General features: G+C 70.1%; 17 protein-coding genes. 12 read left to right on the forward strand and 5 right to left on the reverse strand.

Going from position 1 to position 21,081, the window contains the following annotated elements:
- Window positions 1–35: 35 nt before the first annotated feature.
- From ACH34T_RS24710 to ACH34T_RS24720, 3 genes are all read left to right on the forward strand, one after another.
- A complete protein-coding gene (locus tag ACH34T_RS24710; protein ID WP_396023285.1) occupies window positions 36–494 on the forward strand; it encodes a MarR family winged helix-turn-helix transcriptional regulator in 459 nt (152 codons plus the stop codon).
- A gap of 267 nt (window positions 495–761) precedes the next feature.
- The gene (locus tag ACH34T_RS24715) at window positions 762–1,313 is read left to right on the forward strand and encodes a ricin-type beta-trefoil lectin domain protein (protein ID WP_396023286.1); all 552 of its coding nucleotides are present in this window, start codon (window positions 762–764) and stop codon (window positions 1,311–1,313) included.
- A 205-nt stretch (window positions 1,314–1,518) separates the two neighbouring features.
- A complete protein-coding gene (locus ACH34T_RS24720; protein WP_396023287.1) occupies window positions 1,519–2,514 on the forward strand; it encodes a helix-turn-helix domain-containing protein in 996 nt (331 codons plus the stop codon).
- 89 nt (window positions 2,515–2,603) lie between these two features.
- Here ACH34T_RS24720 and moeZ read toward each other — a convergent pair whose 3' ends face one another.
- On the reverse strand, window positions 2,604–3,785 hold the full coding sequence (gene moeZ, locus ACH34T_RS24725; protein ID WP_396023288.1) for an adenylyltransferase/sulfurtransferase MoeZ: 1,182 nt from the start codon (window positions 3,783–3,785) through the stop codon (window positions 2,604–2,606).
- A gap of 312 nt (window positions 3,786–4,097) precedes the next feature.
- Here moeZ and ACH34T_RS24730 point away from each other — a divergent pair, with 312 nt between their 5' ends.
- The 7 genes from ACH34T_RS24730 to ACH34T_RS24760 all read left to right on the forward strand — a co-directional run bounded on the left by ACH34T_RS24730 (window position 4,098) and on the right by ACH34T_RS24760 (window position 15,009).
- Entirely contained in the window at window positions 4,098–4,895 is a 798-nt protein-coding gene (locus tag ACH34T_RS24730; RefSeq protein ID WP_396023289.1) for a hypothetical protein, read from the forward strand.
- Window positions 4,896–5,005: 110 nt separating this feature from the next.
- On the forward strand, window positions 5,006–6,547 hold the full coding sequence (locus ACH34T_RS24735; protein WP_396023290.1) for a S8 family peptidase: 1,542 nt from the start codon (window positions 5,006–5,008) through the stop codon (window positions 6,545–6,547).
- Between the two features lie 18 nt (window positions 6,548–6,565).
- A complete protein-coding gene (locus ACH34T_RS24740) occupies window positions 6,566–6,877 on the forward strand; it encodes an MGMT family protein (protein WP_396023291.1) in 312 nt (103 codons plus the stop codon).
- A 180-nt stretch (window positions 6,878–7,057) separates the two neighbouring features.
- Complete coding sequence (locus ACH34T_RS24745; RefSeq protein ID WP_396023292.1) at window positions 7,058–10,231, forward strand: ATP-dependent helicase; 3,174 nt, start codon at window positions 7,058–7,060, stop codon at window positions 10,229–10,231.
- A gap of 105 nt (window positions 10,232–10,336) precedes the next feature.
- Window positions 10,337–13,735, forward strand: coding sequence for an ATP-dependent helicase (locus ACH34T_RS24750; RefSeq protein ID WP_396023293.1), 3,399 nt, complete (start codon window positions 10,337–10,339; stop codon window positions 13,733–13,735).
- A gap of 79 nt (window positions 13,736–13,814) precedes the next feature.
- Window positions 13,815–14,594, forward strand: a complete 780-nt coding sequence (locus ACH34T_RS24755) for a class I SAM-dependent methyltransferase (RefSeq protein WP_396023294.1) — start codon at window positions 13,815–13,817, stop codon at window positions 14,592–14,594.
- Window positions 14,595–14,700: 106 nt separating this feature from the next.
- Window positions 14,701–15,009, forward strand: a complete 309-nt coding sequence (locus ACH34T_RS24760; RefSeq protein WP_396023295.1) for a hypothetical protein — start codon at window positions 14,701–14,703, stop codon at window positions 15,007–15,009.
- Between the two features lie 11 nt (window positions 15,010–15,020).
- Here the strand turns inward: ACH34T_RS24760 and ACH34T_RS24765 are convergent, their stop codons facing one another.
- Both ACH34T_RS24765 and ACH34T_RS24770 read right to left on the reverse strand, forming a co-directional pair.
- Window positions 15,021–16,193, reverse strand: a complete 1,173-nt coding sequence (locus ACH34T_RS24765; protein ID WP_396023296.1) for an AMP-binding protein — start codon at window positions 16,191–16,193, stop codon at window positions 15,021–15,023.
- The gene (locus ACH34T_RS24770; protein ID WP_396023297.1) at window positions 16,093–16,638 is read right to left on the reverse strand and encodes an AMP-binding protein; all 546 of its coding nucleotides are present in this window, start codon (window positions 16,636–16,638) and stop codon (window positions 16,093–16,095) included. Before ACH34T_RS24770 ends, ACH34T_RS24765 begins: the two co-directional genes overlap by 101 nt.
- Window positions 16,639–16,823: 185 nt before the next feature.
- Here ACH34T_RS24770 and ACH34T_RS24775 point away from each other — a divergent pair, with 185 nt between their 5' ends.
- Both ACH34T_RS24775 and ACH34T_RS24780 read left to right on the forward strand, forming a co-directional pair.
- Window positions 16,824–17,462 carry a hypothetical protein gene (locus tag ACH34T_RS24775; RefSeq protein ID WP_396023298.1) on the forward strand — a complete coding sequence of 213 codons (639 nt, stop codon included), beginning with the start codon at window positions 16,824–16,826 and terminating at the stop codon, window positions 17,460–17,462.
- Entirely contained in the window at window positions 17,459–18,325 is an 867-nt protein-coding gene (locus ACH34T_RS24780) for a maleylpyruvate isomerase family mycothiol-dependent enzyme (protein ID WP_396023299.1), read from the forward strand. Before ACH34T_RS24775 ends, ACH34T_RS24780 begins: the two co-directional genes overlap by 4 nt.
- Here ACH34T_RS24780 and ACH34T_RS24785 read toward each other — a convergent pair.
- Window positions 18,313–19,389: an alanine racemase gene (locus tag ACH34T_RS24785; protein ID WP_396023300.1), complete on the reverse strand. Its 1,077-nt coding sequence runs from the start codon at window positions 19,387–19,389 to the stop codon at window positions 18,313–18,315. The genes ACH34T_RS24780 and ACH34T_RS24785 overlap by 13 nt on opposite strands.
- Window positions 19,386–21,047 (reverse strand): IucA/IucC family protein, encoded by a 1,662-nt coding sequence (locus ACH34T_RS24790; RefSeq protein WP_396023301.1) that lies wholly within the window; start codon window positions 21,045–21,047, stop codon window positions 19,386–19,388. Before ACH34T_RS24790 ends, ACH34T_RS24785 begins: the two co-directional genes overlap by 4 nt.
- Between the last annotated feature and the right edge of the window lie 34 nt (window positions 21,048–21,081).

A 21,081-nucleotide genomic window follows, 5' to 3' on the forward strand; every position in this document is an offset into this window, starting at 1 on the left:
CTGGCAGGGGCGGCCGGGCGAGGGGAGGGCACAGCGTGGCCGAGCGACACGACACGACTCTGGACCGGACGGCGAACACCGAACTCGTCGACCTCCTCACCCGCACCCAGCGCGCCCTCGCCCGAGACCTGGGCGGCTTCCTCGAAGAAGAGGGGACGTCCGTGGAGCAGTGGCGCGTGCTGCGCGCCCTGGCGGTCGCCGACGACATTTCGATGGGCGAACTCGCGGTCATCGTAGAGATCCCGCACCCCACGCTGACCCGGATCGTCGACTCGCTGGCCGACTCGGCGTACCTGTACCGGTCCCACTCGTCCCGCGACCGGCGGCGCGTCTCCGTCCACGTCTCCGACCGGGGCCGCACCAAACTCGCCCGCCTGGAATCCCTCGCCCGCGCCCACGAACAAACCCTCACCACCAAACACGGTCCGGACACGATCCGCGACCTGACCACCCTCCTCACTCACCTCTGCGCCAACGACGTCTCGGCCACCTGACCCGTCCGCCCAGAAGTGGTGAGCTGATCGATGGGCACGCCTGTTATTCGCTGCTGGGAGAATCCGCCGAAAATGCAGGTCTAGGCGTATTGGGCAACTCTTATGTATCCGGACGAGCTGGTTTGGCGTGCGGTGTGATCGGCCGCTGCTGTGCGCGGAGGCTAAAGCGGTGTGCGTTCAGGCGTAAGGACACCCGTGAGTCCTGGGAGCAGACTCTGGCTTGGCCGTCACGCGACGGCGCCTGCACACCACGTGAAGGAGACGGAAATGGCAGTGCGAAGTTCGGTGGCGAGAATCGTCGCGCCCATCGCCCTAACGGTCGCGGCGCTCGTGCCCATGGGTGCGACCGCGACGGCGCAGGCGGCTCCGCTGCCGGATCAGCTTTCGGCCACCGCGGCGGGGCGGGGGACGACCGGGCCGGCGGCAGCGCCTTCGATGGTGGGGGAGCCCGGGCCGTACCAGGTCCGGAGCCGGCAAACGGGACGGTGCCTGGACACCGACAGAAGCGGCGCGGCCTACTACTCGTCGTGCAACGTCAGCGACGGCGGCCAGCGCTGGATCATCTGGAATGGCGGGTGGGTGAAGAACCAGGTCACCGGCGACTGCCTGACGGCGCGCAATCCGTCGAATGCCAGCGTCACCCGTGACTGTGCCCACGTCAACACACAGTACTGGCGATTCTGGACCCCCGAATGGTTCCAGAACGTCCACTACGGTTCGGCTCTTGGATGTCTGGCCGACAGCGGCGGCACCCATTCAGCAGCGGTCAGCATGTGCTACGACTCAAACCCGTTGTATTGGTACGTGCAGCTGTGGTAGGCCGGAGTAGAATCGGTGGTGGTCGCTGTCGCCGGCCGTAAGAGCCCGGGCGCCGGCGGGCTCCTTGGTCACCGTCGGCGCCCTTCCAATTCGTCCTGTGAATGTCCTGTGGCTTGCCTGTTGTCGTCCTTCCGGGTGATGAAGGCTGGCCGGAGAGTTTGTTCTGGACATTGCGGCTTCGCCGCCTTGACGACGGATCTCCTGCATGCACATCGTGACCACGGACGGGTTGCCCGCCGGCGAGCGTCTTGATTTCTGGCGTGAAGCGGGCCCGCGGAACCGCGTGCCCTACGACCCGTACCGCGAACCGGGTCAGGAGGCGGCATTCCATCCCCGGCTGATCGTCCGTGATCTCGGCTCCATCCAGGTCACGCTGATGACCGCGACGCCGTATGCGATCCACCGCACGTGCGAGCTCCTGCGCCGGGACGACCCCCGGCTGTGCAAGCTGGGCATCGTCGTGTGCGGGGCGGGAACCACCGTGCAGGACGACGACCGCCAGGCGATGGCCGGTGCCGGTGATCTCGTCCTTTACGACACGACGCGGCCGTATTCGGTGGCGCTGCCGGCGGACGTCGCGTCCGGTCAGCTGCTGGTCCTGCGCTTCGCGCGCTCCCTGTTGCCCTTGCCGGACCGGGATCTCAGCCGCGTGACGGGGAGGCGCATTCCCGGGAGCCACGGTGTCGGCGCGCTCACGTCGGCATTCCTTCTGCACCTGGCCCGACGCGTCGACGAGCACAGTCCGGCCGACGCGGCCAGGCTTTCCCGTCTCGCACTCGAAATGGTGACGATGGCGCTCGCCCACGAGTTGGACGTCGTCGACTCGGTGCCGCGTCACACGCGCCAGCGGACGCTGCTGACCAAGATTCACGCGTTCATCGAGCAGAACCTTGGCGACCCTGAACTGGGACCGGCGTCGATCGCCACCGTCCATCACATCTCATTGCGCTACCTGCACAAGCTGTTCCACGCGCAAGGCCGGACGGTCGCCGGCTGGATCCGCGAACGCCGCCTGGAGCACTGCCGCCGCGACCTGGCCGAACCGCTGCTCGCGACCCGTCCGGTCAGCGCCGTCGCGGCCCGATGGGGCTTCTCGGGCCCCGCGCATTTCAGCCAGGCGTTCCGTACCGCCTACGGCCTGTCCCCCCGCCAGTACAGGGAACAGCACGGCCAGGCTCCCGCGGCCGACGGCATGGCTTGAATTCTCCATTACGGCCGCCCGCGAAAGCCGGCCATATGCGAAGCCCCCGAACCCGGGTGGTGTCTGGGTTCGGGGGCTTTGGTGGGGTGTCAGTAGGTGGGTTGGGTTGGGTCGATCTGGTTGACCCAGGCGAGGACGCCGCCGCCTACGTGGACGGCGTCGGAGAAGCCCGCGTTCTTGACGACGGCCAGGGCCTCGGCGGAGCGGGCGCCCGACTTGCAGTGCAGGACGATCTTCTTGTCCTGCGGGAGGCGCTCCAGGGCCGAGCCGTTCAGGAACTCGCCCTTCGGGATGAGGGTCGCCCCGGGGATCGAGACGATCTCGTACTCGTTGGGCTCGCGGACGTCCACCAGGAAGATGTCGTCGTTCCGGTCCTGCATGGCCTTGAGGTCGGTGACGGTGATGGTGGAGTCCTGCGCGGCCTCGGCGGCCTCTTCGGAGACGGCGCCGCAGAACGCCTCGTAGTCTTCGAGGAGCTCGGTCTGCGTGGGGTTCTTGCCGCACAGGGGGCACTCCGGGTCCTTGCGGACCTTGACCGAGCGGTACGTCATCTCCAGGGCGTCGTAGATCATCAGGCGGCCGACGAGGGGCTCGCCGATGCCGGTCAGCAGCTTGATGGCCTCGTTCACCTGGATGGAGCCGATCGACGCGCACAGCACGCCCAGCACGCCGCCCTCGGCGCAGGACGGGACCATGCCCGGCGGCGGCGGCTCGGGGTAGAGGCAGCGGTAGCACGGGCCGTGCTCGGCCCAGAACACGGACGCCTGGCCGTCGAAACGGTAGATCGAACCCCAGACGTACGGCTTGCCCAGGAGGACGGCGGCGTCGTTCACCATGTAGCGGGTCGCGAAGTTGTCGGTGCCGTCCACGATCAGGTCGTAGCCGGAGAAGATGTCCATGATGTTGTCGCGGTCGAGCGCGGTGTTGTGCACGACCACGTCGATCAGCGGGTTGATCTCACGGACGGTCTCGGCGGCGGACTCGACCTTCGGCTTCCCCAGCGACGACTGCCGGTGGATGATCTGCCGCTGCAGGTTGGACTCGTCCACGACGTCGAAATCGATGACGCCGAGCATGCCCACGCCAGCGGCGGCGAGATAGAGGAGTGCGGGGGAGCCGAGACCGCCCGCGCCCACGACCAGGACCTTGGCGTTCTTGAGGCGCTTCTGCCCGGCCATCCCCACATCGGGGATGATCAGGTGCCGCGAGTAGCGGTTGACCTCGTCGCGGGTGAGCTCCGCTGCGGGCTCGACCAGAGGTGGCAACGACACGGTGGGTGCTCCTGTGCTGACGCGTGATTAGGCGGGACGTCTTCGTCCTCTCACCGCACAACCTTGCCATGCGCTGGGGCATTCCCGGGCGTCCGCCGTCCTGGACGGGCCCCTCACCGCAATGTCAGGGCGGAATGTCGTGAAGCAAAGCTAATCTTGACTGTTGTGGCATTCCTGCCCCCCTCCCAGCAGCCGCCCCCGCCGCGGCACCCGCAACAGCCCGGCACGCCCGCCGGTGGCCCCTCCGGCATGCCCCCGGGCGGGCCTACTGGTACGCCTGGCGCGGGTCTGCGTCCTCCTGGCATGCCTTACATGGGGCCGCCCGGTTCGCCGGGGCAGCCGGGGCAGCCGGGGCCGCCGTCCGTGACGGTGCTCGGCCTGGGCGGACGGCAATGGATGGTCGTCGCGCTCGTCGTCGCATGCTGCTACCTGGTCACCACCGGCATCTCCCTCACCGGCGCCTGGACGACCCTCAACCGCGACCCGACCAACGCCGAACTGCAACTGGCCGCGAACAAGGAGGTCGCTCGCCGGTGGCAGGCCTGGCCCGCCGAACGCATCTTCCCCGAACAGGTCAGTTACCGCCCGCAGACGGGAAACAGCGAGTACGCGGCCCGGATGGGCATCGTCCCCGACGCCGCGTGCGCGCAGGCCGTCGATCCGGAGATCGCGGCGACGATCGGCAGGCACGGCTGCCGGGCCGTCCTGCGCGCGACGTATGTGGATCAGCTTCAGGGCATCGTCGTCACGGTCGGCGTGGTGGCGTTCCCCGATCCGTGGAAGGCCGACAAGGCGTACAAGGAACTGCCCGCCTCGCAGGGCCCTGAGGCGAGAGGCAGTGTGCGTCCGGCGCTGCGCGCGGCGGCGTTCCCCGGGACGGCGGCCGCCCGGTTCACCGACGCCGCCCGGCAGGACCGGACCATCGACCGCGGCGGCCCGTACGTCGTGCTGACGACGTCGGGCCAGACCGACGGCCGCCCCGGGGCGGCGATCAAGAAGGAGCGGCCGGGCGAGCCGTTCATCGTCGCGCCGCAGGTCGGGCACGCGATCGCGCGGTCGCTTGCCGCGAAGTCCCTGCCGGACTGCGACGAACCCGAGTGGGCATGCTGACGGGAGCACCGATGCCAGGGCGCCACCAGGCGGGTGGGACGCGGCGAACGCGGTCGACGAAGCCTGCGCAGTCAGCGCGGCTGGGGCGGCGGGCGCGGACGGTGGCGGGCGTGGTCGCGGCGGCGGCGCTGGCCGGGACGTGGCTGACGCCCGTCCCCGCGCACGCCGACATCGTCCGCGACCGGCAGAGGCCCATCCTGAACCTCCTCGGCATGAACGCCGCCTGGAAGATCACCAAGGGCAGGGGCGTGACCGTGGCGGTCGTCGACTCCGGCGTCGACGCCCGGCAGGCGGATCTGGCCGGGTCCGTCACCACCGGACCCAACATGCTCGCCGAGATCGACGCCGGGACGAAGCCGGTCCGGCAGCACGGCACCGGGATGGCGTCGCTGATCGCGGGCCACGGCCACGGCGCCGGGCGCGGCTCCGGCATCATCGGGATCGCGCCGGAGTCCCGCATCCTCGCCATCCGGGCGATCGGCGAGCCCGAGGACGACAGCTTCTTCCGCTACCGGACGTCCGAACGGGCCGACACCGCCGTGGCGCGCGGCATCCGCTACGCCACCGACAACGGCGCCGACGTCATCAACCTCTCGCTCGGCAAGGACGAGGAGGTCCCCGAAGAGCGCTCCGCCATCGGATACGCCCTCGGCAAGGGCGTCGTCGTGGTCTCCGCGGTCGGCAACGACGGCGACGACCCGCGCGCCCTGGACGGCGACGGGTTCGCGCCGTACTCCTACCCGGCGTCCTATCCGGGCGTCATCGCGGTCGCCGCGACCGAGCCCGGCCACGCGCGCGCGCCGTTCTCGAACCGCAACTACTCGGTGCTGCTGTCCGCGCCAGGCGTGGACGTGCCGGTCGCGTCCCCGGACGGCAGATACTTCTCCAGCGGCGGGACGAGCGACTCCAGCGCGCTCGTGTCCGGCATCGCCGCGCTGATCCGCGCCAAGCACCCGAAGCTGTCGCCGTCACTGGTCACGCAGGCGCTGCTGCAGAGCGCCCGGCATGGGCCGACCGGCGGCTACGACGCCGACGTCGGGTTCGGCGAGGTGCACGCGGTACGGGCGCTGTCCGCCGCCGACGCGCTGGCTTCCTCCACCAGGTCCGGCAGATCCCCCGGTAAGTCCGCCGGTCAGCGGTTCGGGGAGGACGATCCCGGGCCGGTGGAGGTCATCGAGCGGCCGGGCTGGGTCCAGCCGCTGATCATCGGGCTCGTGGTCGCCGGGATCGGCGGGACGCTCACGGCCGGCGCGATCGCGAGGACGTTCCGCCGCCGCCACCCCCGGCCTGCCGGCGGCCTGCCGCTGGGCCCGGCGATGGGCCCGCCGTTCGGCCCGCCCAGGGGACAGATGATGGGCTCGCCGATGGGCGGCCCCCGCCCCTTCCCGCCTCAGGGACGGCCGCCGCAACCCGGCGGCCCACCGCATCCCCCGCTGTACGGCCCGCCGGCCTCGACGCCGCCACCACCGAGGCCGTCCGGGCCACCTGGGCCACCCGGGTCGCCGTCGGGGACGCCTGATTCGCAGCAGCCAAGGCAGCCATGGCCACCGAGGCAGCCAGGACCGCCGCAGCCAGGGCCGTCGGGGCCGTCGGGACCGCCGCCGGACTCGCCGCCCACGCCGCCGGGGTCGCTGCCGCCCCTGCCCTCCTGAGACCGCGAGAATCGCCGGATGTGGTCTGAACCCGATGAGTACGCCGAGGCCGTCCTGGACGCGGTGGAGCGGATCCCGCCGGGCCGGGTCCTCGCCTACGGCGACGTGGCCGAGCTGATCGGCCGGGGCGGCGGCCCCCGGCAGGTCGGGCGCGTGATGTCCCTGTACGGGGGCGGTGTGCCGTGGTGGCGGGTGATCCGCGCGGACGGCCGCCCGCCGAGCGGTCACGAGATCGAGGCGCACGAGCACTACCGCGCCGAGGGCACGCCGCTGCGCCCGGACGGCCGCCGCGTCGACATGTCCCGCGCCCGCTGGACCGGGCCGTCCTGATCTCGCTGGACTGGGCCGTCCTGATCTCGCTGGACTGGGCCGTCCTGATCTCGCTGGACTGGGCCGTCCTGATCTCGCTGGACTGGGCCGTCCCGATTACCGTCGCCGCGTGGTGTTTCTCTGGCGACATGCGTGCGTTGTGGTCAGAACCGTCCCGGTGATCTGTTCCAATGAACTGTTGTGCCGCCTGCTTCCTACCGTCTCGTGCGCCGCGCGGGTCCCGCGCGGGCCGTCCCGCCCGTGCTCGACGAGCAGCAGCGGCGGGTGGTGGAGCATGCCGGTGGGCCGATGCTCGTGCTGGCCGGGCCTGGCACCGGGAAGACGACCACGATCGTCGAGGCCGTCGTCGACCGCATCGAGAACCGGGGCGTGGATCCGGAGCGCGTCCTCGTCCTGACGTTCAGCCGCAAGGCGGCGGGGGAACTGCGGCAGCGGATCACCGGGCGCCTGCACCGGACGACGCGGACGCCGCTCGCGCTCACCTTCCACAGCTACGCCTACGCGCTGCTCCGCCGGGACGCGGTCCTCGACGAAGACCCCGCACCGCGCCTCCTGTCGGGGCCGGAGCAACTTCTTGAGGTGCGACGGTTCCTGGAGGGCGAACTGGCGGACGGTGCGCGCGGCTGGCCGGAACGCCTGAGGGCCGCTCTGGCGACGCGCGGGTTCGCCGAAGAGCTGCGTGACTTCACCTTGCGCGCGGTAGAGCGGGGGCAGTTCGGGGAAGACCTCGTCGCGCTCGGACGCATGCGCGGCCGTGACGATTGGCCCGCCATTGGCGAATTCATGGAGCGGTATGCGGATCGGTTCGCGCTCGATCCCGTCCCGACGTTCGACTACGGCGAGCTGATTCAGGTGGCCGCGCGCATGCTCGCGGACGAGGAAGTGCGGATCCGGGAGCAGGACGCCTACGACATCGTTTTCGTGGACGAATATCAGGACACCGACCCCGCGCAGGAAGCCCTACTGCATTACCTCGCCGGCGACGGACGCGACCTCATCGTGGTCGGAGACCCGGACCAGTCCATCTACGGATTCCGTGGCGCCGATGTGCGCGGCATTCAGGACTTCCCGAATCGGTTCCGCACGCTGGACGGCGACCCCGCGTCCGTCGTGGCGCTGCAGACATGCCGCCGGATGGGCGCCGAGATCCTGACGGCGTCGCGGCGGATCGCCCGGCGCCTGCCCGCCGGGTCGGCGGGGGCCGCCGAGCACCGCGCGCTGCGTCCGCTGGAGGAGCTGGAAGAGGGCGAAGTGCGCGCCGTGATCGCCGACTCCGAGAGCCAGGAGTCGGCGCTCGTCGCGGACGAACTGCGCCGCGCGCACCTCCTGGACGGCGTCCCCTGGTCGCGGATGGCGGTCCTCGTGCGCAGCGCCGTACGGCAGGTGCCCGTGCTTCGGCGTGCGCTGGCCCAGGCCGGTGTGCCGGTGGTCGTGGCGGGTGACGAGGTTCCCCTCATCGGTGAGCCCGCCGTTCGTCCATTCCTTGTTCTGCTACGGGCGGCGCTGAAGAAGGGCTTCCTGGACGAAGTCGTCGCAGAAGACCTGCTGACCGGACCGCTAGGCGGTGCCGACGCCCTGGCCATGCGCCGGCTGAAGCGGGCATTGCGCGACCTGGAGGAATTGTCGGGTGGGCAGCGTCCGCTAGGGGAATTGTTGGTCGCCGCCGTGAACGATCCGCGTGAGTTGGTGCTCGTCCACGAGAGGGTTCGGGCACCGGCCGAACGGATCGCGCACCTGATTGATGTAGCGCGGCGCAGCGTCCACGACGGCGGTTCTGCCGAGGACGTGCTGTGGGCCGTGTGGCAGGAGAGCGGGCAAGCGGACGTCCTGCTGGAGCAAAGCGTCAAGGGCGGGACACGCGGCGCCGCGGCTGACCGCGACCTTGACGCGGTCGTGGCACTGTTCGACCATGCGGCGCGGTTCGTCGACCGGCTTCCGCAGGCGGGGCCTGAATTGTTCGTCGACAACATCGCGTCCCAGGAAATCGCTGGGGACACCCTTGCCGAACAGGCGCCGGAAGGTGAGGCCGTCCGGATCCTCACGGCGCACCGCTCCAAGGGGCTGGAGTGGGACGTGGTCGTCGTGGCCGGCGTCCAGGAGGGCGTCTGGCCGGACGTCCGGCTGCGCGGATCGCTGCTGGGCATCGAAGAACTGATCGAGCACGCCGCCGGAACCGAGCCGGAAGGGGACGCCGCTGCCGGCGCGTCCATGGCGGCCAAGATGCTGGACGAAGAACGACGCCTGTTCTACGTCGCTGTAACACGAGCCCGGAAACGACTGGTCGTGACGGCCGTGGGCGGCGACGACACCGAGGAACGGCCGTCACGGTTCCTGAACGAACTCCTTCCAGGCGCCATCGAACAATCGCAACTGGACGAGAAGACTCGGTGGCTTTCGCTGTCCGCCCTCGTCGCGGACCTTCGTTCCGTGGTCGCGGACGCGTCCCGTCCAGAACCGCTAAGGCGCGCCGCCGCCGGACACCTGGCGCGCCTAGCGCGCGCGGGCGTGCGCGGTGCGAAACCGGAGAACTGGTACGCCATCACCGCACTGTCCGACTCCGGCCCCGCGTTCGCCGAGGACGAGCCCATCACGATCTCGCCGTCCCAGGTCGAGGCGTTCACGACGTGCGGGCTGCGCTGGCTGCTCGCGTCCGCCGTCGGCGCGCAGGAGGGCGGGCCGAACGAGTACAGCACCATGGGCAAGGTCATCCACGCGGTCGCCGAGCTGGCCGGCGCGGACGACGGCGTCAACGAGCTCCATGTCGCCGAACGGCTCGACGAGATCTGGAACGACCTGGAGTTCCGCAGCTCCTGGTACTCCGAGAAGCAGCGCGAGCAGGCCGGCCGGATGGTCGACAAGTTCCTCGCCTGGCATCGCGACAACCCCAACGAGGTCGTCGCGCTGGAGGAGTCGTTCAAGGTCGACCTCGGCCGCGTCGTCATCAAGGGCCGCATCGACCGCGCCGAACGCGACGAGGACGGCCGCGCCGTCATCATCGACATCAAGACGTCCTCCACCGCCGTCCCCAAGGACGACCTGGCCCGCCACCCGCAGCTCGGCGTCTACCAGTACGCGGTGATGCTCGGCGCGTTCGAGCGGCACGGGCTGATCGAACCGGGCGGCGCGAAGCTCGTCCAGGTCGGCAAGGCCGCGTTCACCGCCAAGGCGCGCGAACAGGAGCAGCCCCCGCCCGCCGAGGACGACGATCCCGAGTGGCCCAAGAAGCTCGTCGAGATCGTCGCGACCGGCATGGCCGGGGAGGTCTTCCAGGCCAGGGCCAACGACAAGTGTCGGACGTGCCCCGTACGCTCCTGCTGCCCGGTCCACGACGAGGGCGGCCAGGTCGGAGACTAGCCACGGCAAGGCCGGAGACTAGCCGCGGCGGATTCTGTACGCTCCTGCTGATCCGTCCGCCCTGCCGAGGGCGGGCACGTTGACGCGTAGCTCGGGGGGAGTGGGGTGATCACGCCGGGAGAGCTGGCCCGGCTGCTGGAGATCCCGGAGCCGACGGAGGAGCAGGCCCGGGTGATCGAGGCGCCGATGGCGCCCATGGCGGTGATCGCGGGCGCCGGGTCCGGCAAGAGCGAGACGATGGCCGCGCGCGTGGTGTGGCTGGTCGCGAACGGGTTCGTCCGGCCGGAACGCGTGCTCGGCCTCACGTTCACGCGCAAGGCCGCCGCCGAGCTGGGCGTCCGCGTGCGGAAACGCCTCGAAAAGCTGCGCGAGGTGCTGCCCGGCGACGAGCTGGAACGGCTCGGCGGCGAGGCCCTGTTCGACGGCGAGCCGATGGTGTCGACGTACCACGCGTACGCCGCCCGGCTGTTCGGCGACCACGCGCTGCGCGAAGCGCTCGAACCGACGATGCGGCTGATCTCCCCGGCCGTGGCCTGGCAGATCTGCTCGCGCGTCGTCGACGCCTACCACGGGCCGATGGACCGCATCGAATGGCAGCCCGACACCGTGACGAAGGCCATCATGGAACTGTCCGGCGACCTGTCGGAGCATCTGCGGACGGCCGAGGACGTCCGCAAGGTCGGGACCTGGCTGGACGAGCGGTTCGCCACACTGAAGAAACCGCTCAAGGCGCAGCGCGACATCCTCGCCAAGCAGGCCGTCCGGGAGCAGCTCCTGCCGCTGATCGAGGCGTACGGGCGCGCGAAGGCCGACCGGGAGGTCATCGACCACGGCGACCAGATGGCGCTGGCGGCGCGGATCGCCTACAGGCATCTCGAGGTCGGGATGATCGAGCGGTCGCGGTTCTCCGTCGTCCTGCTGGACGAGTACCAGGACACGTCGCAGGCGCAGCTCGTCCTGCTGAAGTCGCTGTTCACCGGCGGGCATCCGGTGACGGCGGTGGGCGACCCGTGCCAGTCCATCTACGGGTGGCGCGGCGCGAGCGCCGGGAACCTGCTGCGGTTCGCGTACGACTTCCCCTTGCAGGCCGGGATCGCCGGAGGACGTCTCACGCCCGCGCCGGTCGTCCAGCTCAGCCGGTCGTTCCGGAACGGCGAGCAGATCCTGGACGCGGCCGCCAAGATCCAGGAGGAGCTGCGGGCGGAGACGAAGGCCGTGCCGCGCCTCATCCCCGGCGCCGGGCGGGAGGGGCGCGGACGCGTCGAATGCGCGCTGTTCGACACCGTCGAGGACGAGGCCGAACGCGTCGCCGAACGCGTCGCCGCCCTCATGGCCGCCGGCCCCGAAGCGGCCCCCGACGGCGGCCCGCACGCCGGCGAAGGGCTGGAGTACTCCGACATCGCCGTCCTCGCGCGGAAACGGTCGCAGTTCCCGCTGATCAGGCGGGCGCTGGAGGCGCGCGGCATCCCGGTCGAGGTCGTCGGGCTCGGCGGGCTGCTCACCGTCCCCGAGGTGCAGGACGTCGTCGCCACGATGCGGGTCATGCACGACCCGACGGCGGGGGCGTCCCTCGCCCGGCTGCTCACCGGCCCGCGCTGGCGGCTCGGCCCGCGCGACCTCGTCGCCCTCGGACGGCGAGCCCGCACCCTCGCCCAGGATTCCGCCCGCGACGTCACCCCGCCGGAGAGGCCCGAGCCGCCCGAGCCGCAGGAGACTCCGCCGGACGAAACCAGCCAGCCCGGCGAAACCAGCGAATCCGGCGAGTCTGGGGAGGATCCGCTGCGGCAGCTCGTCAGCGAGCTGAACCAGGAGACCGGGAGCCTCGTCGACGCGCTCGACGACCTCGGCCCGCCCGACGCGTACTCCCCGGAAGGCCACGGACGCCTCCGGCGCCTCCGCGACGAGCTGCGCACGCTCCGCGGCCAGGTCGGCCTGCCGCTGCCCGACCTCGTCAGCGAGGTGGAACGCGCGCTCGGGCTCGACATCGAGGTCGCCGCGCGCTCCGGGCTCGACCCCGTCACCGCCCGCGCCGACCTGGACGCCTTCATCGACGCCGCCGCCACGTTCGCGGGCGACGCCGAAGATCCCACGCTCGGCGCGTTCCTCGCCTACCTCAAGGCCGCCGAGACGGAGGAGTTCGGGCTGGAGGCCGGACGGGTCGGAGAGACCAACAGCGTCAAACTGCTCACCGTCCACGCGTCCAAAGGGCTGGAATGGCCGGTCGTCGTCGTTCCCGGCTTGTCCTACGTCCCGCAGAAGAACGGCGCACCGGCGAAGGGGTCGATTTTCCCTTCGCCACCGCAGAACGCCACCCGCTGGACGGCGAATCCCCGCGTCCTACCGTTCATGCTGCGCGGCGACCGCGCCGACCTGCCGCCACTGAACGGGCTGGAGAAAGACGACCTCGCGGCGTTCGACGAAGCGTGCGCCGAGCGCGACCTGCGCGAGGAGCGGCGGCTCGCCTATGTCGCGGTGACGCGCGCGTCCAGCCTGCTCATCGCCACGGGTTACTGGTGGGGGTCGTCGGGGCGTCCGCTCGGGCCTTCGCCGTTCCTGGACGAGATACGCGCGGTGTGCGCGGCGGGCGCCGGGTCCGTCACCGTGTGGGCCGACCCGCCGGAGGAGGGGACCGCCAACCCGCTGCTCGCCGACCCCGACGCGGCGCAGTGGCCCGTCGCGCCCGGCGACCGCGGCGGCTCCGACGTCACGGCCCGCGAACGGTACGAGGCCGTGGTCGAGGCCGCCCGCATGGTCGAGGACGAGGTGGCCGGACGGACGCGGCACTGGGCCGGGCACTCCGGGCTGTCCGACGCCGACCGCGCCCGCATGACCGCCTGGGCGCGCGACGTCGAACTCCTCCTCGCCGAGCGGGACCGGGGACGCGGCGGCGACGGGCTGCTCGTCGAACTGCCCGCGCACCTTTCGGTGTCGTCGCTGGTGTCGCTGGCCCGCGACCCGGCCGCGCTGGCCAGGCAGATCCGCCGCCCGATGCCGCGTCCGCCCGCCCCCTACGTGCGGCGCGGCACCGCGTTCCACGCCTGGCTTGAGGGCCGCTGGGGCCAGCAGCGCCTCCTCGACCCGGACGAGCTCCCCGGCGCGGCCGACGAGGGCGCCGCCGACGACGCGCAGCTCGCGCGGCTGCGCGACCGTTTCGAGGAGTCCGAATGGGCGTCGCGGGAGCCGCTCGACATCGAGGTGCCGTTCGAGACGATCATCGGCGACCGGCTGATCCGCGGCCGCATGGACGCCGTCTTCCGGTCGGACGGCGGCGGCTACGAGATCGTCGACTGGAAGACCGGCTCGCCGCCGTCCGGGGAGGAGGCCCGGTTCGCGTCGGTGCAGCTCGCCGCCTACCGGATGGCGTGGGCGGAGCTCGCCGGGGTGGACGTCGGCCAGGTCAGCGCGGCATTCCACTACGTCAGCGCCAACGTCACCGTCCGCCCGGCGGACCTGCTGGACGCCCGGGGCCTGGCCGCGCTTCTGGAATCCGTCCCCGCCGCCTAGGCCGTGACGAGTCTCACCCACCCCCTGTTCACCTTGCGTGGTTTCGGGGATGATCCGGGCAACCATCCGAGGAGGCGACGTGACGGTGACGCATGACGACAAGGTCGTACGGGAGTTCTCCAAGCAGGCGGCCGGGTTCGCCGACCCGAGGTTGAACGTCGCGTTCACCCGCGACCTGGACCGGCTCGTCCGGTTCATGGAACCGGAGATCGACCTTGAGGACGTCGTGCTGGAGGTCGCCGCCGGCACCGGGATCGTCTCCCGCGCGATCGCCGCCCGCGTCCGCCACGTGACCGCCCTCGACCTCACGCCCGCGATGCTCGCCGAAGGGAAACGCGACGCCGACCACGCGGGCCTCACGAACGTCACCTTCACGCGCGGCGACGCCACCGCGCTGCCCTACGTCGACCGCTCGTTCACGCTCGTCGTCACCCGGTTCTCGCTGCACCAGGTCGCCGACCCGGCGGCCGTCGTGGCGGAGATGGTCCGGGTCAGCCGGCCGGGCGCCGCGCTGATCATCGCCGATCTGGTCCGTCCGGACGATCTGGAGGGCGACCCCGACCGGATCGAGCGGCTCCGCGACCCCTCGCACGGCGCCGCGCTCACCGAATCGCAGGTCACGGACCTCGTCACGGCGGCGGGCGCGGAGGTGAAGCGCGCGGAGCGGTTCGACCACGTCCGTCCGCTCGACCCGTGGCTCGAACTCTCGCGGACGCCGGACGACGTCGCCGCGCGGATCAGGCGGGAGCTGGACGACGAGCTGGCGGGCGGGCCCGCGACCGGGATGCGTCCGAGCAGGCCGGACGGCGTCCTGCATTTCACGCACACGTACCTCTTCCAGCAGGCGATAGCCGGTTAGCGCGCCGCACCCCGGCCGCCGGATCGGCCCCCGGACCGGGCCATCGGCCTTACCGGTTCGCTCAAACGTTCGACGATTGTCCTCCCCGTGGTTTATGTTGTCGAACATGGGTTCTAAGAATGTGCGCTCCCTCGAACGCGAACCGGCCGCGCTGGCGATGCGCATCGGCGTCGTCGCGGCCGAGGCCGCCCTCGCCACCTTCGCCCGCAACCTCGACGTGGACGACCTTGAGGACGGCGTCGACTTCCAGGGCGCCATCGGCCCCGCCGAATGGCCCGTGTTCTCCCTGGTCATCGACACCCTCGCCGAGGCCGGTCCGGGCGACCGCCGTTCCCTGGACGAGCGCCGCGCCGACGCGCTCAACGACCTCGCCCGCATCTGCATGGCCGCGAAGAACCGCGCCGGCGCCGCCTGACCATCGCGCGGCTAGTCGTTCGGGGCGTTCGCCTTTACCTTGCCGGTGCTGGTCCGCGGGAGTTCCTCGACGAACCTGACCTCTCGCGGGACCTTGTACCTGGCCAAACGCTTCTTCACATATGCCTTGATGTCGTCCTCGGTGATCTGCGATCCGGGACGGCGGACGATGCGCGCGGCGAGCCGCTGGCCGAATCTCTCGTCGTCCACGCCGGTCACCGAGACCTCGGCGACGTCCGGATGGGCGCCGAGCAGGCTCTCGACCTCGCCGGGGAACACGTTCTCCCCGCCTGAGACGATCATGTCGTCGGCGCGTCCGTCGATGAACAGCCGTCCCGCCGCATCGAAATGCCCGAGATCGCCGGTGCTCGTCAGGCCGTCCCGCACCTGTTTGCCTCCGCCGCCCGTGTATCCGGCGAATCGCAGGCCGCCGCCGGTGTAGATCTCGCCGGTCTCGCCGGGGGGCAATTCACGTCCGTTCTCGTCCAGAATCTTGATGGTGAGGCGGAAGGACGGCTTTCCCACCGTCCCGGGGGCATTTCTCAGGTCGTCGGGGGTCGCGATCGTGGCCCAGCCCGTCTCCGTCGCGCCGTACACGTTGATGAGGACATCGCCGAACCTGTCCATGAACGCGTCCGACAGGTGGGGATGAAGCGCCGAACCGCCGCATACGACGACGCGGAGGGACGGCGTCCTCGGTGATTCCTCCAGGTCAAGGACGCGCTGGAGCATCACGGGCACCGCCACCAGCGCCTCCGCCTCGCACGCGGCGATCGATTCGAGTGTCTTCCGCGCGTCGAAACGGCGGGACAGGACGAGCGGCATGCCCATGCCGAGCCCGACCGTCGCATATGCGAAACCCAGGATGTGGAACAACGGCGGTGCGATCACCATGGGCGCGCCCGTCCGGATCGGAACCCGCATGAGATGGCTGAGTGCCACTGGCAGTAATGACGAAATCGACAGGTCGTGCGTCGCGCCCTTCGGTGTTCCGGTGGTTCCCGAGGTCATGGCGATGACGCGGCTGGTTCGGCCTGGCCTGATCGGCTCCGGTGGCGTGTCGTCTATCAGCGCATCGATGGCGTCATGCGGCGCAGTCGCTTTGCGTGGGTCGGCGTCCGTCCAGGCGAGGAGGCGGTGTCCGGTGAATCCGGACCTCGTCGACGGCCGGGGCGAATTCCTCATCGTGAACGAGCAGCGTGATGCCTTCACGTTCGGCGACCTCGCCCAGTTGTGGGGCGGAGAAATCCGCGTTGAGCAGCACCACGTCATTGCCTAGGCGCGACGCGGCGAGAACCGTTTCGACGAACCCTCGATGATTGCGGCACAGAACCCCGACTCTTCCGCTGTCCGCGCGGTCGCGGAGCGCGGTGGCGAGCCGCGCTGCTCGCTGCTCAAGGTCCCGATACGACAGCGTTCCGCGTTCGTCGATCAGCGCCGTCCGGCCGGGAAATCGCAGTGCCGACATCGCTCCGATCGTCGCGGGGACGGGCCCGAAGCGCAGGTACGGAAACAGCAGGCGCACGGCCCTGTCCGGTCTTACCGGATGCATGACGCCGATGTCGCGTACGGCCCGGGTCGCCCGCAGTCCATGGCTCGCGAAACCACGCATCCGGTCGAGCAGCGGCACGGCGTCTCTCCTCCGAAGACCCTGGATCCGCGGTCGGCCCGCCCGCGCGGACGAGTCCCGGGATACGGCATACCCGCCTTTCCGCAACATAATTGGCCCGCGTCGGCAGGTCGTGTTCGGCCGTCCGCCCGACGGCAGGGAGGCGGTGGGTCTCGGTATGCGGGCCGGGTGGGTAGTGTCGGGCCATGCCGCGCTCATCTGATGCCGTTACCGCGGACGACCTCGACACGGCCGTTCAGCTCGCCGTCGCCACATTGCGGAAGGCGTCTCCGGACGCCTGGGAAGCCAAAGCCGGGACCCTCGAATGGGACTGCTGGGAAACGGTCGAGCATCTGAGCGACGACCTTTTCGCGTATGCGGCGCAACTGGGGCCGAAGGCGCCGCCGATGGACGGCGAGGTGCCGTTCGTGTGGGAGAGCCGGAGGCCAGGCGGGCCCGCGAACGCCGTTCACGCGAATCGTGAGGCCGGGCCCGCCGGGCTTTTGCAGGTGCTGGAGGCGTGCGGCGCGATGCTCGTCGCCATGGTGCGGGTCACCCGGCCGGACGTCCGTGCCCATCATGGGTTCGGGGCGTCGGATCCGGAGGGGTTCGCCGCGATGGGCATCGTGGAGACCCTCGTCCACACCCATGACCTGGCGGAAGGCCTCGGCCTGGCGTGGGAGCCGCCCGCCGGATTGTGCGCGCGAGTGCTCTGGCGCCTCTTCCCGGACGCCCCGCGCGACACCGATCCGTGGCCGACTCTGCTGTGGGCCACCGGTCGTGGAGAACTGTCCGGCCGTCCGCGCCTCACGTCCTGGCGCTGGCACGGCTCCCCGCGCGGATGACCGCCGCCTGGCTCGGCCCGCCCATCGATGTGAGGTCGCTGTTCGCGGAACAGCAGGCCCATTTCGTCGAATTGCTGCGCGGTCTCGGGGACGATGAATGGACGCGGCCCACCGTCTGCCCGGGATGGGACGTCCGGGACATCGCCGCCCATGTGCTCGGCGACCACGTCGGCCGTTTGTCCATGTTGCGTGATGGTTTCGTGGCATTGCGGCCCCGGGCAGACGAGGCGTTTCCAAGGTTCATCGACCGCATCAATGATGAGTGGGTGACGGCGGCGCGGCGTATCAGTCCGCTGCTCCTCGTCGATCTGCTCTCGGCCGTCGGGGAGCAGGTCGTGGAGTATTGGCAGGGCGTCGATATGGACGCCATTGGCGGTTCCGTCAGCTGGGCCGGTCCTGAATCGCATCCGGTGTGGCTGGACGCCGCACGCGACTTCAGCGAGTACTGGACGCATCACCAGCAGATCTGCGACGCCACCGGACGGGCCGGGCTCACGGAACCGCGCTATCTCGAACCCGTCCTCGACACGTTCATGCGGGCGTTGCCGTACACCATGCGGGACGTTCCCGCGCCGGAAGGTGCCGTCGTCCAGGTCGTCATCACCGGATTCGGCGGCTGGGCCTGCATTCGCGGGAGTAACGGGAGTGAGCGGTGGGCGCTGCGGCGAGAGACATTTGACCGGACTGACGCGCTTATCGAACTCGACGCGGACACGGCTTGGCGGCTGTGCACCCGCGGCATCACGCCCGCCCATGCCGTTGGGCGCGCTCGGATCGAAGGAGATCGGACGCTTGGGGATTCGGCGCTACAGATCGTGTCGATCATTCACCCTGGCGACGACACACCCGTTCAACGGATGTAGTGGAATGCTGGTTTTGGGTGCATGAGAAAGTCGTGGTGGGAGATGTTCCAGGCGTAGGCACCAGCCATGGTGAACGCGATGACGTCACCCGGGATCAGCGGCGGGACGAGGACGTTGCGCGCGAAGACGTCCTTGGGGGTGCATAGCTGGCCCACCAGGGTGGCCGGGCTTCCAGGGCCATTCGTCGTGAGGGCCTCAAATGGTTGATCGTGGCCTTTCGTCACCGGGGTTCGCAGGTGGTGGGTGCCGCCGCGCAGGATTACGTAGGTCTCGCCGCGGGTCGTTTTCACGTCCAGGACGTCGGTGACGTACCAGCCGTGGTAGGCGGTTATGGCGCGGCCGGGTTCTATGCGGACTTTCGCGGGAATGAGGCCCAGGCCCGCTCCGTAGGCGTGCCAGTCGAAGCGCGTCCCGGGGGACGTGTAGTCGACGGCCATGCCGCCGCCCACGTTCAGTTCGGGATTGTTCACCCCTTGGGCCTTGAGCCAGGGAAGCGCCCATTCGGTTATCTGGTCGGCCAGGTCGAGCATGGTGGGGGCGTCCAGGCCCGAGGCCAGGTGGGCGTGGATGCCGCGAAGGGTGAGTTGCGGATTGTCCGTCAGCAGGTAGGCGCATTCATTGAGGGTGTCTTCGTCCATGCCGAATGGGCCGCTCATGGTCAGGGCCGCGTCCGGTGTGCTGAGGGGCAGGTTCGCGCGGAGGAGGATGTTCGCGAAGCCCTGGGCGGCGAGGCGAGTCAGTTCGCTTGGGCTTTCCACGTGGATTCGGTCGGCGTGGAGCGCCAGAGACAGCTCTTGGGTTGTCTTGCCGGGGCCGCCGAAGGCTATGCGGGTCCTGGGCAGGGTTTCCCGGACGTGGGTGAGTTCGCCGCCGGACGAGACCTCCACGCCGTCCACATGGGGCGCGATAGTGCGAAGGATCTCGGCGTCGGGATTGGCCTTCGCGGCATAGAAGAGCTCCGTTGAGCCGAGCGCGGCGCGAATGGACTTGATGTGCGATTCCAGGCCCGCGAGGTCGTAGATGTAGGCCGGATACCTGTCGAGGCTGAGGGCGTATTCCTTCATAGCGGGCGGGGCGCGGCGAGCGGGTTGGGGACCGTGACATAGGTCGCGCCGCGGTCGGCCGTGCGTGACCAGCGCGTCCTCAGGTTCGCCTTCGCGGGGAGCGGCACTCCGGCCAGCAAGGCCCTTATCTCGGGATGCCGGTCATGGACGGTGAAGTGTTCTCTCGCCGTTCGCCACAGCGTTTTCTCCAGAAGCGGATGCAGGTCGGCTATCGCGGCAGCGATCTCGGTCAGATGGTTGACGAGGAGGCAATAGCTGACACGGTTCCAGCCCCGCTCGGGCGCGTAGGTGAGGCTTTCCGCGACGCGGAGCGGTAGATGCGTCAGGTCCCAGCGGCCTGCGGTGAGCTTCGTGCCTTCCAGGTCTCGGAATGCGGTGTGGACGGGCATGCCTTCATCGTCCAAGCAGATGAGGACGTTTTGAAGATGGGGTTCCAAGACGATGCCGTGGTCGAGGTAAGCGCTCAGGACCGGCGGTGCTACGTGGGCCACGTACGCGTCCCACCAGGCTTGGGCGCTGTCCGGGGTCGCAAGGGCGGGCAAGTCGGCAAGGGTCGAGCTGTAGGGGTCGGCTAGGGCGCCCGCAAGAAGCGGTGTACCGGGAAGGGATTTGATGCCCTCCCGCAGGATCACGCCCAGGCCCTCGTACAGGCGGCGGTCGGCGAGAGTGATGCTGCGGTACGCGGGCTCTGTGAGGAGCGTGGAGTTCAGCTTTCTGAAAATTGGCGGCAGCAGGTCGTTCAGGGCTATCGCGCTGGCCAGCTCGTACCAGGCGTTCTTGCGGACGCAGTTGGTGATGCGCACGTCCAGGCTGAACTTGCAGAACACGTCGGCGTCGGGCAGGTACGCCGTACGGACGGACGACGTCGGCACCGCTTCGGCGTCAGACGGACCAAGGTTGAGCAGCAGCCCCCGCTCCAGGGCCTCCTGTAGGAGGGGATTGTCCGCCAGTAGGGAGAACTGCCAGGGGTGGACGGGAATCAGTTTGCGGCCATGCGGAATGCGAGGCCCGTAGGTCTCCAAGGCTGTGAACGCTTCAGGCGTTCCTTCTTCCGCGATGAGGTGTTCGGGGACGGCCAGCCACAGCGGACGGAAACGGGCCCTGGCCTCTGGCGCGTACCGCAGCCAGTCGGTCGGCGAACCCTGGCGGGACTTCGGCGACGGGTGGAAACGGTGACCCGCCACCAGAGATTGCTCAGAGTCGATGTACGGGCTGTGCGAAGGGCTGACGTAGGGGTTGTGCGAAGGTTCGCGCCGTGCGGCGGCTATGGCCTCCAGCGCGGTGTGGCTGTCGTCCACCTGGATGAGGAATTCCGGGTTCGGACGGCCGGTCGCCAGTTCCAGTTCACCGGCCACCAGGTTCGCCAGCCTGCCCCAGGAGGCGCGGATCCAGCCGTCCCCATCCCGCTCTTCGTACGGTGGCGCCAGCCGGTAGGTCGCGCCCACCGGTGGACGGGCGAGGCCCGTGCGCAGCACGACTCCGGCACGGGGAAGGCGGGCGACGAGATGGGCGCCGTCCGGCCAGACCTGCTGCTCGGGTGCGCACACCTCCCGGATCAGGCAGTTGAGCAGCGCGGTGGAGGTGGTGTCGTCGGCGGAGACGGTCGTCGAACGCAGCGGTGCGGTGTGGTCGGGGGATTCGGGTTGTGCGATGGGCACGTCGCATCCAGTGGGTAGGGCGGCGTGGTCGGTC

Source organism: Actinomadura sp. 9N215 (genome assembly GCF_044326345.1).
GTDB lineage: Bacteria > Actinomycetota > Actinomycetes > Streptosporangiales > Streptosporangiaceae > Spirillospora.

Coding starts and splice junctions, on each gene's coding strand:
- ACH34T_RS24765 (WP_396023296.1), bottom strand. CDS start 16,193: ATGAGGAATTCGCCCCGGCCGTCGACGAGGTCCGGATTCACCGGACAC.
- ACH34T_RS24785 (WP_396023300.1), bottom strand. CDS start 19,389: ATGAAGGAATACGCCCTCAGCCTCGACAGGTATCCGGCCTACATCTAC.
- ACH34T_RS24780 (WP_396023299.1), top strand. CDS start 17,459: ATGACCGCCGCCTGGCTCGGCCCGCCCATCGATGTGAGGTCGCTGTTC.
- ACH34T_RS24775 (WP_396023298.1), top strand. CDS start 16,824: ATGCCGCGCTCATCTGATGCCGTTACCGCGGACGACCTCGACACGGCC.
- ACH34T_RS24720 (WP_396023287.1), top strand. CDS start 1,519: ATGCACATCGTGACCACGGACGGGTTGCCCGCCGGCGAGCGTCTTGAT.
- ACH34T_RS24730 (WP_396023289.1), top strand. CDS start 4,098: ATGGGGCCGCCCGGTTCGCCGGGGCAGCCGGGGCAGCCGGGGCCGCCG.
- ACH34T_RS24760 (WP_396023295.1), top strand. CDS start 14,701: ATGGGTTCTAAGAATGTGCGCTCCCTCGAACGCGAACCGGCCGCGCTG.
- ACH34T_RS24715 (WP_396023286.1), top strand. CDS start 762: ATGGCAGTGCGAAGTTCGGTGGCGAGAATCGTCGCGCCCATCGCCCTA.
- ACH34T_RS24740 (WP_396023291.1), top strand. CDS start 6,566: ATGTGGTCTGAACCCGATGAGTACGCCGAGGCCGTCCTGGACGCGGTG.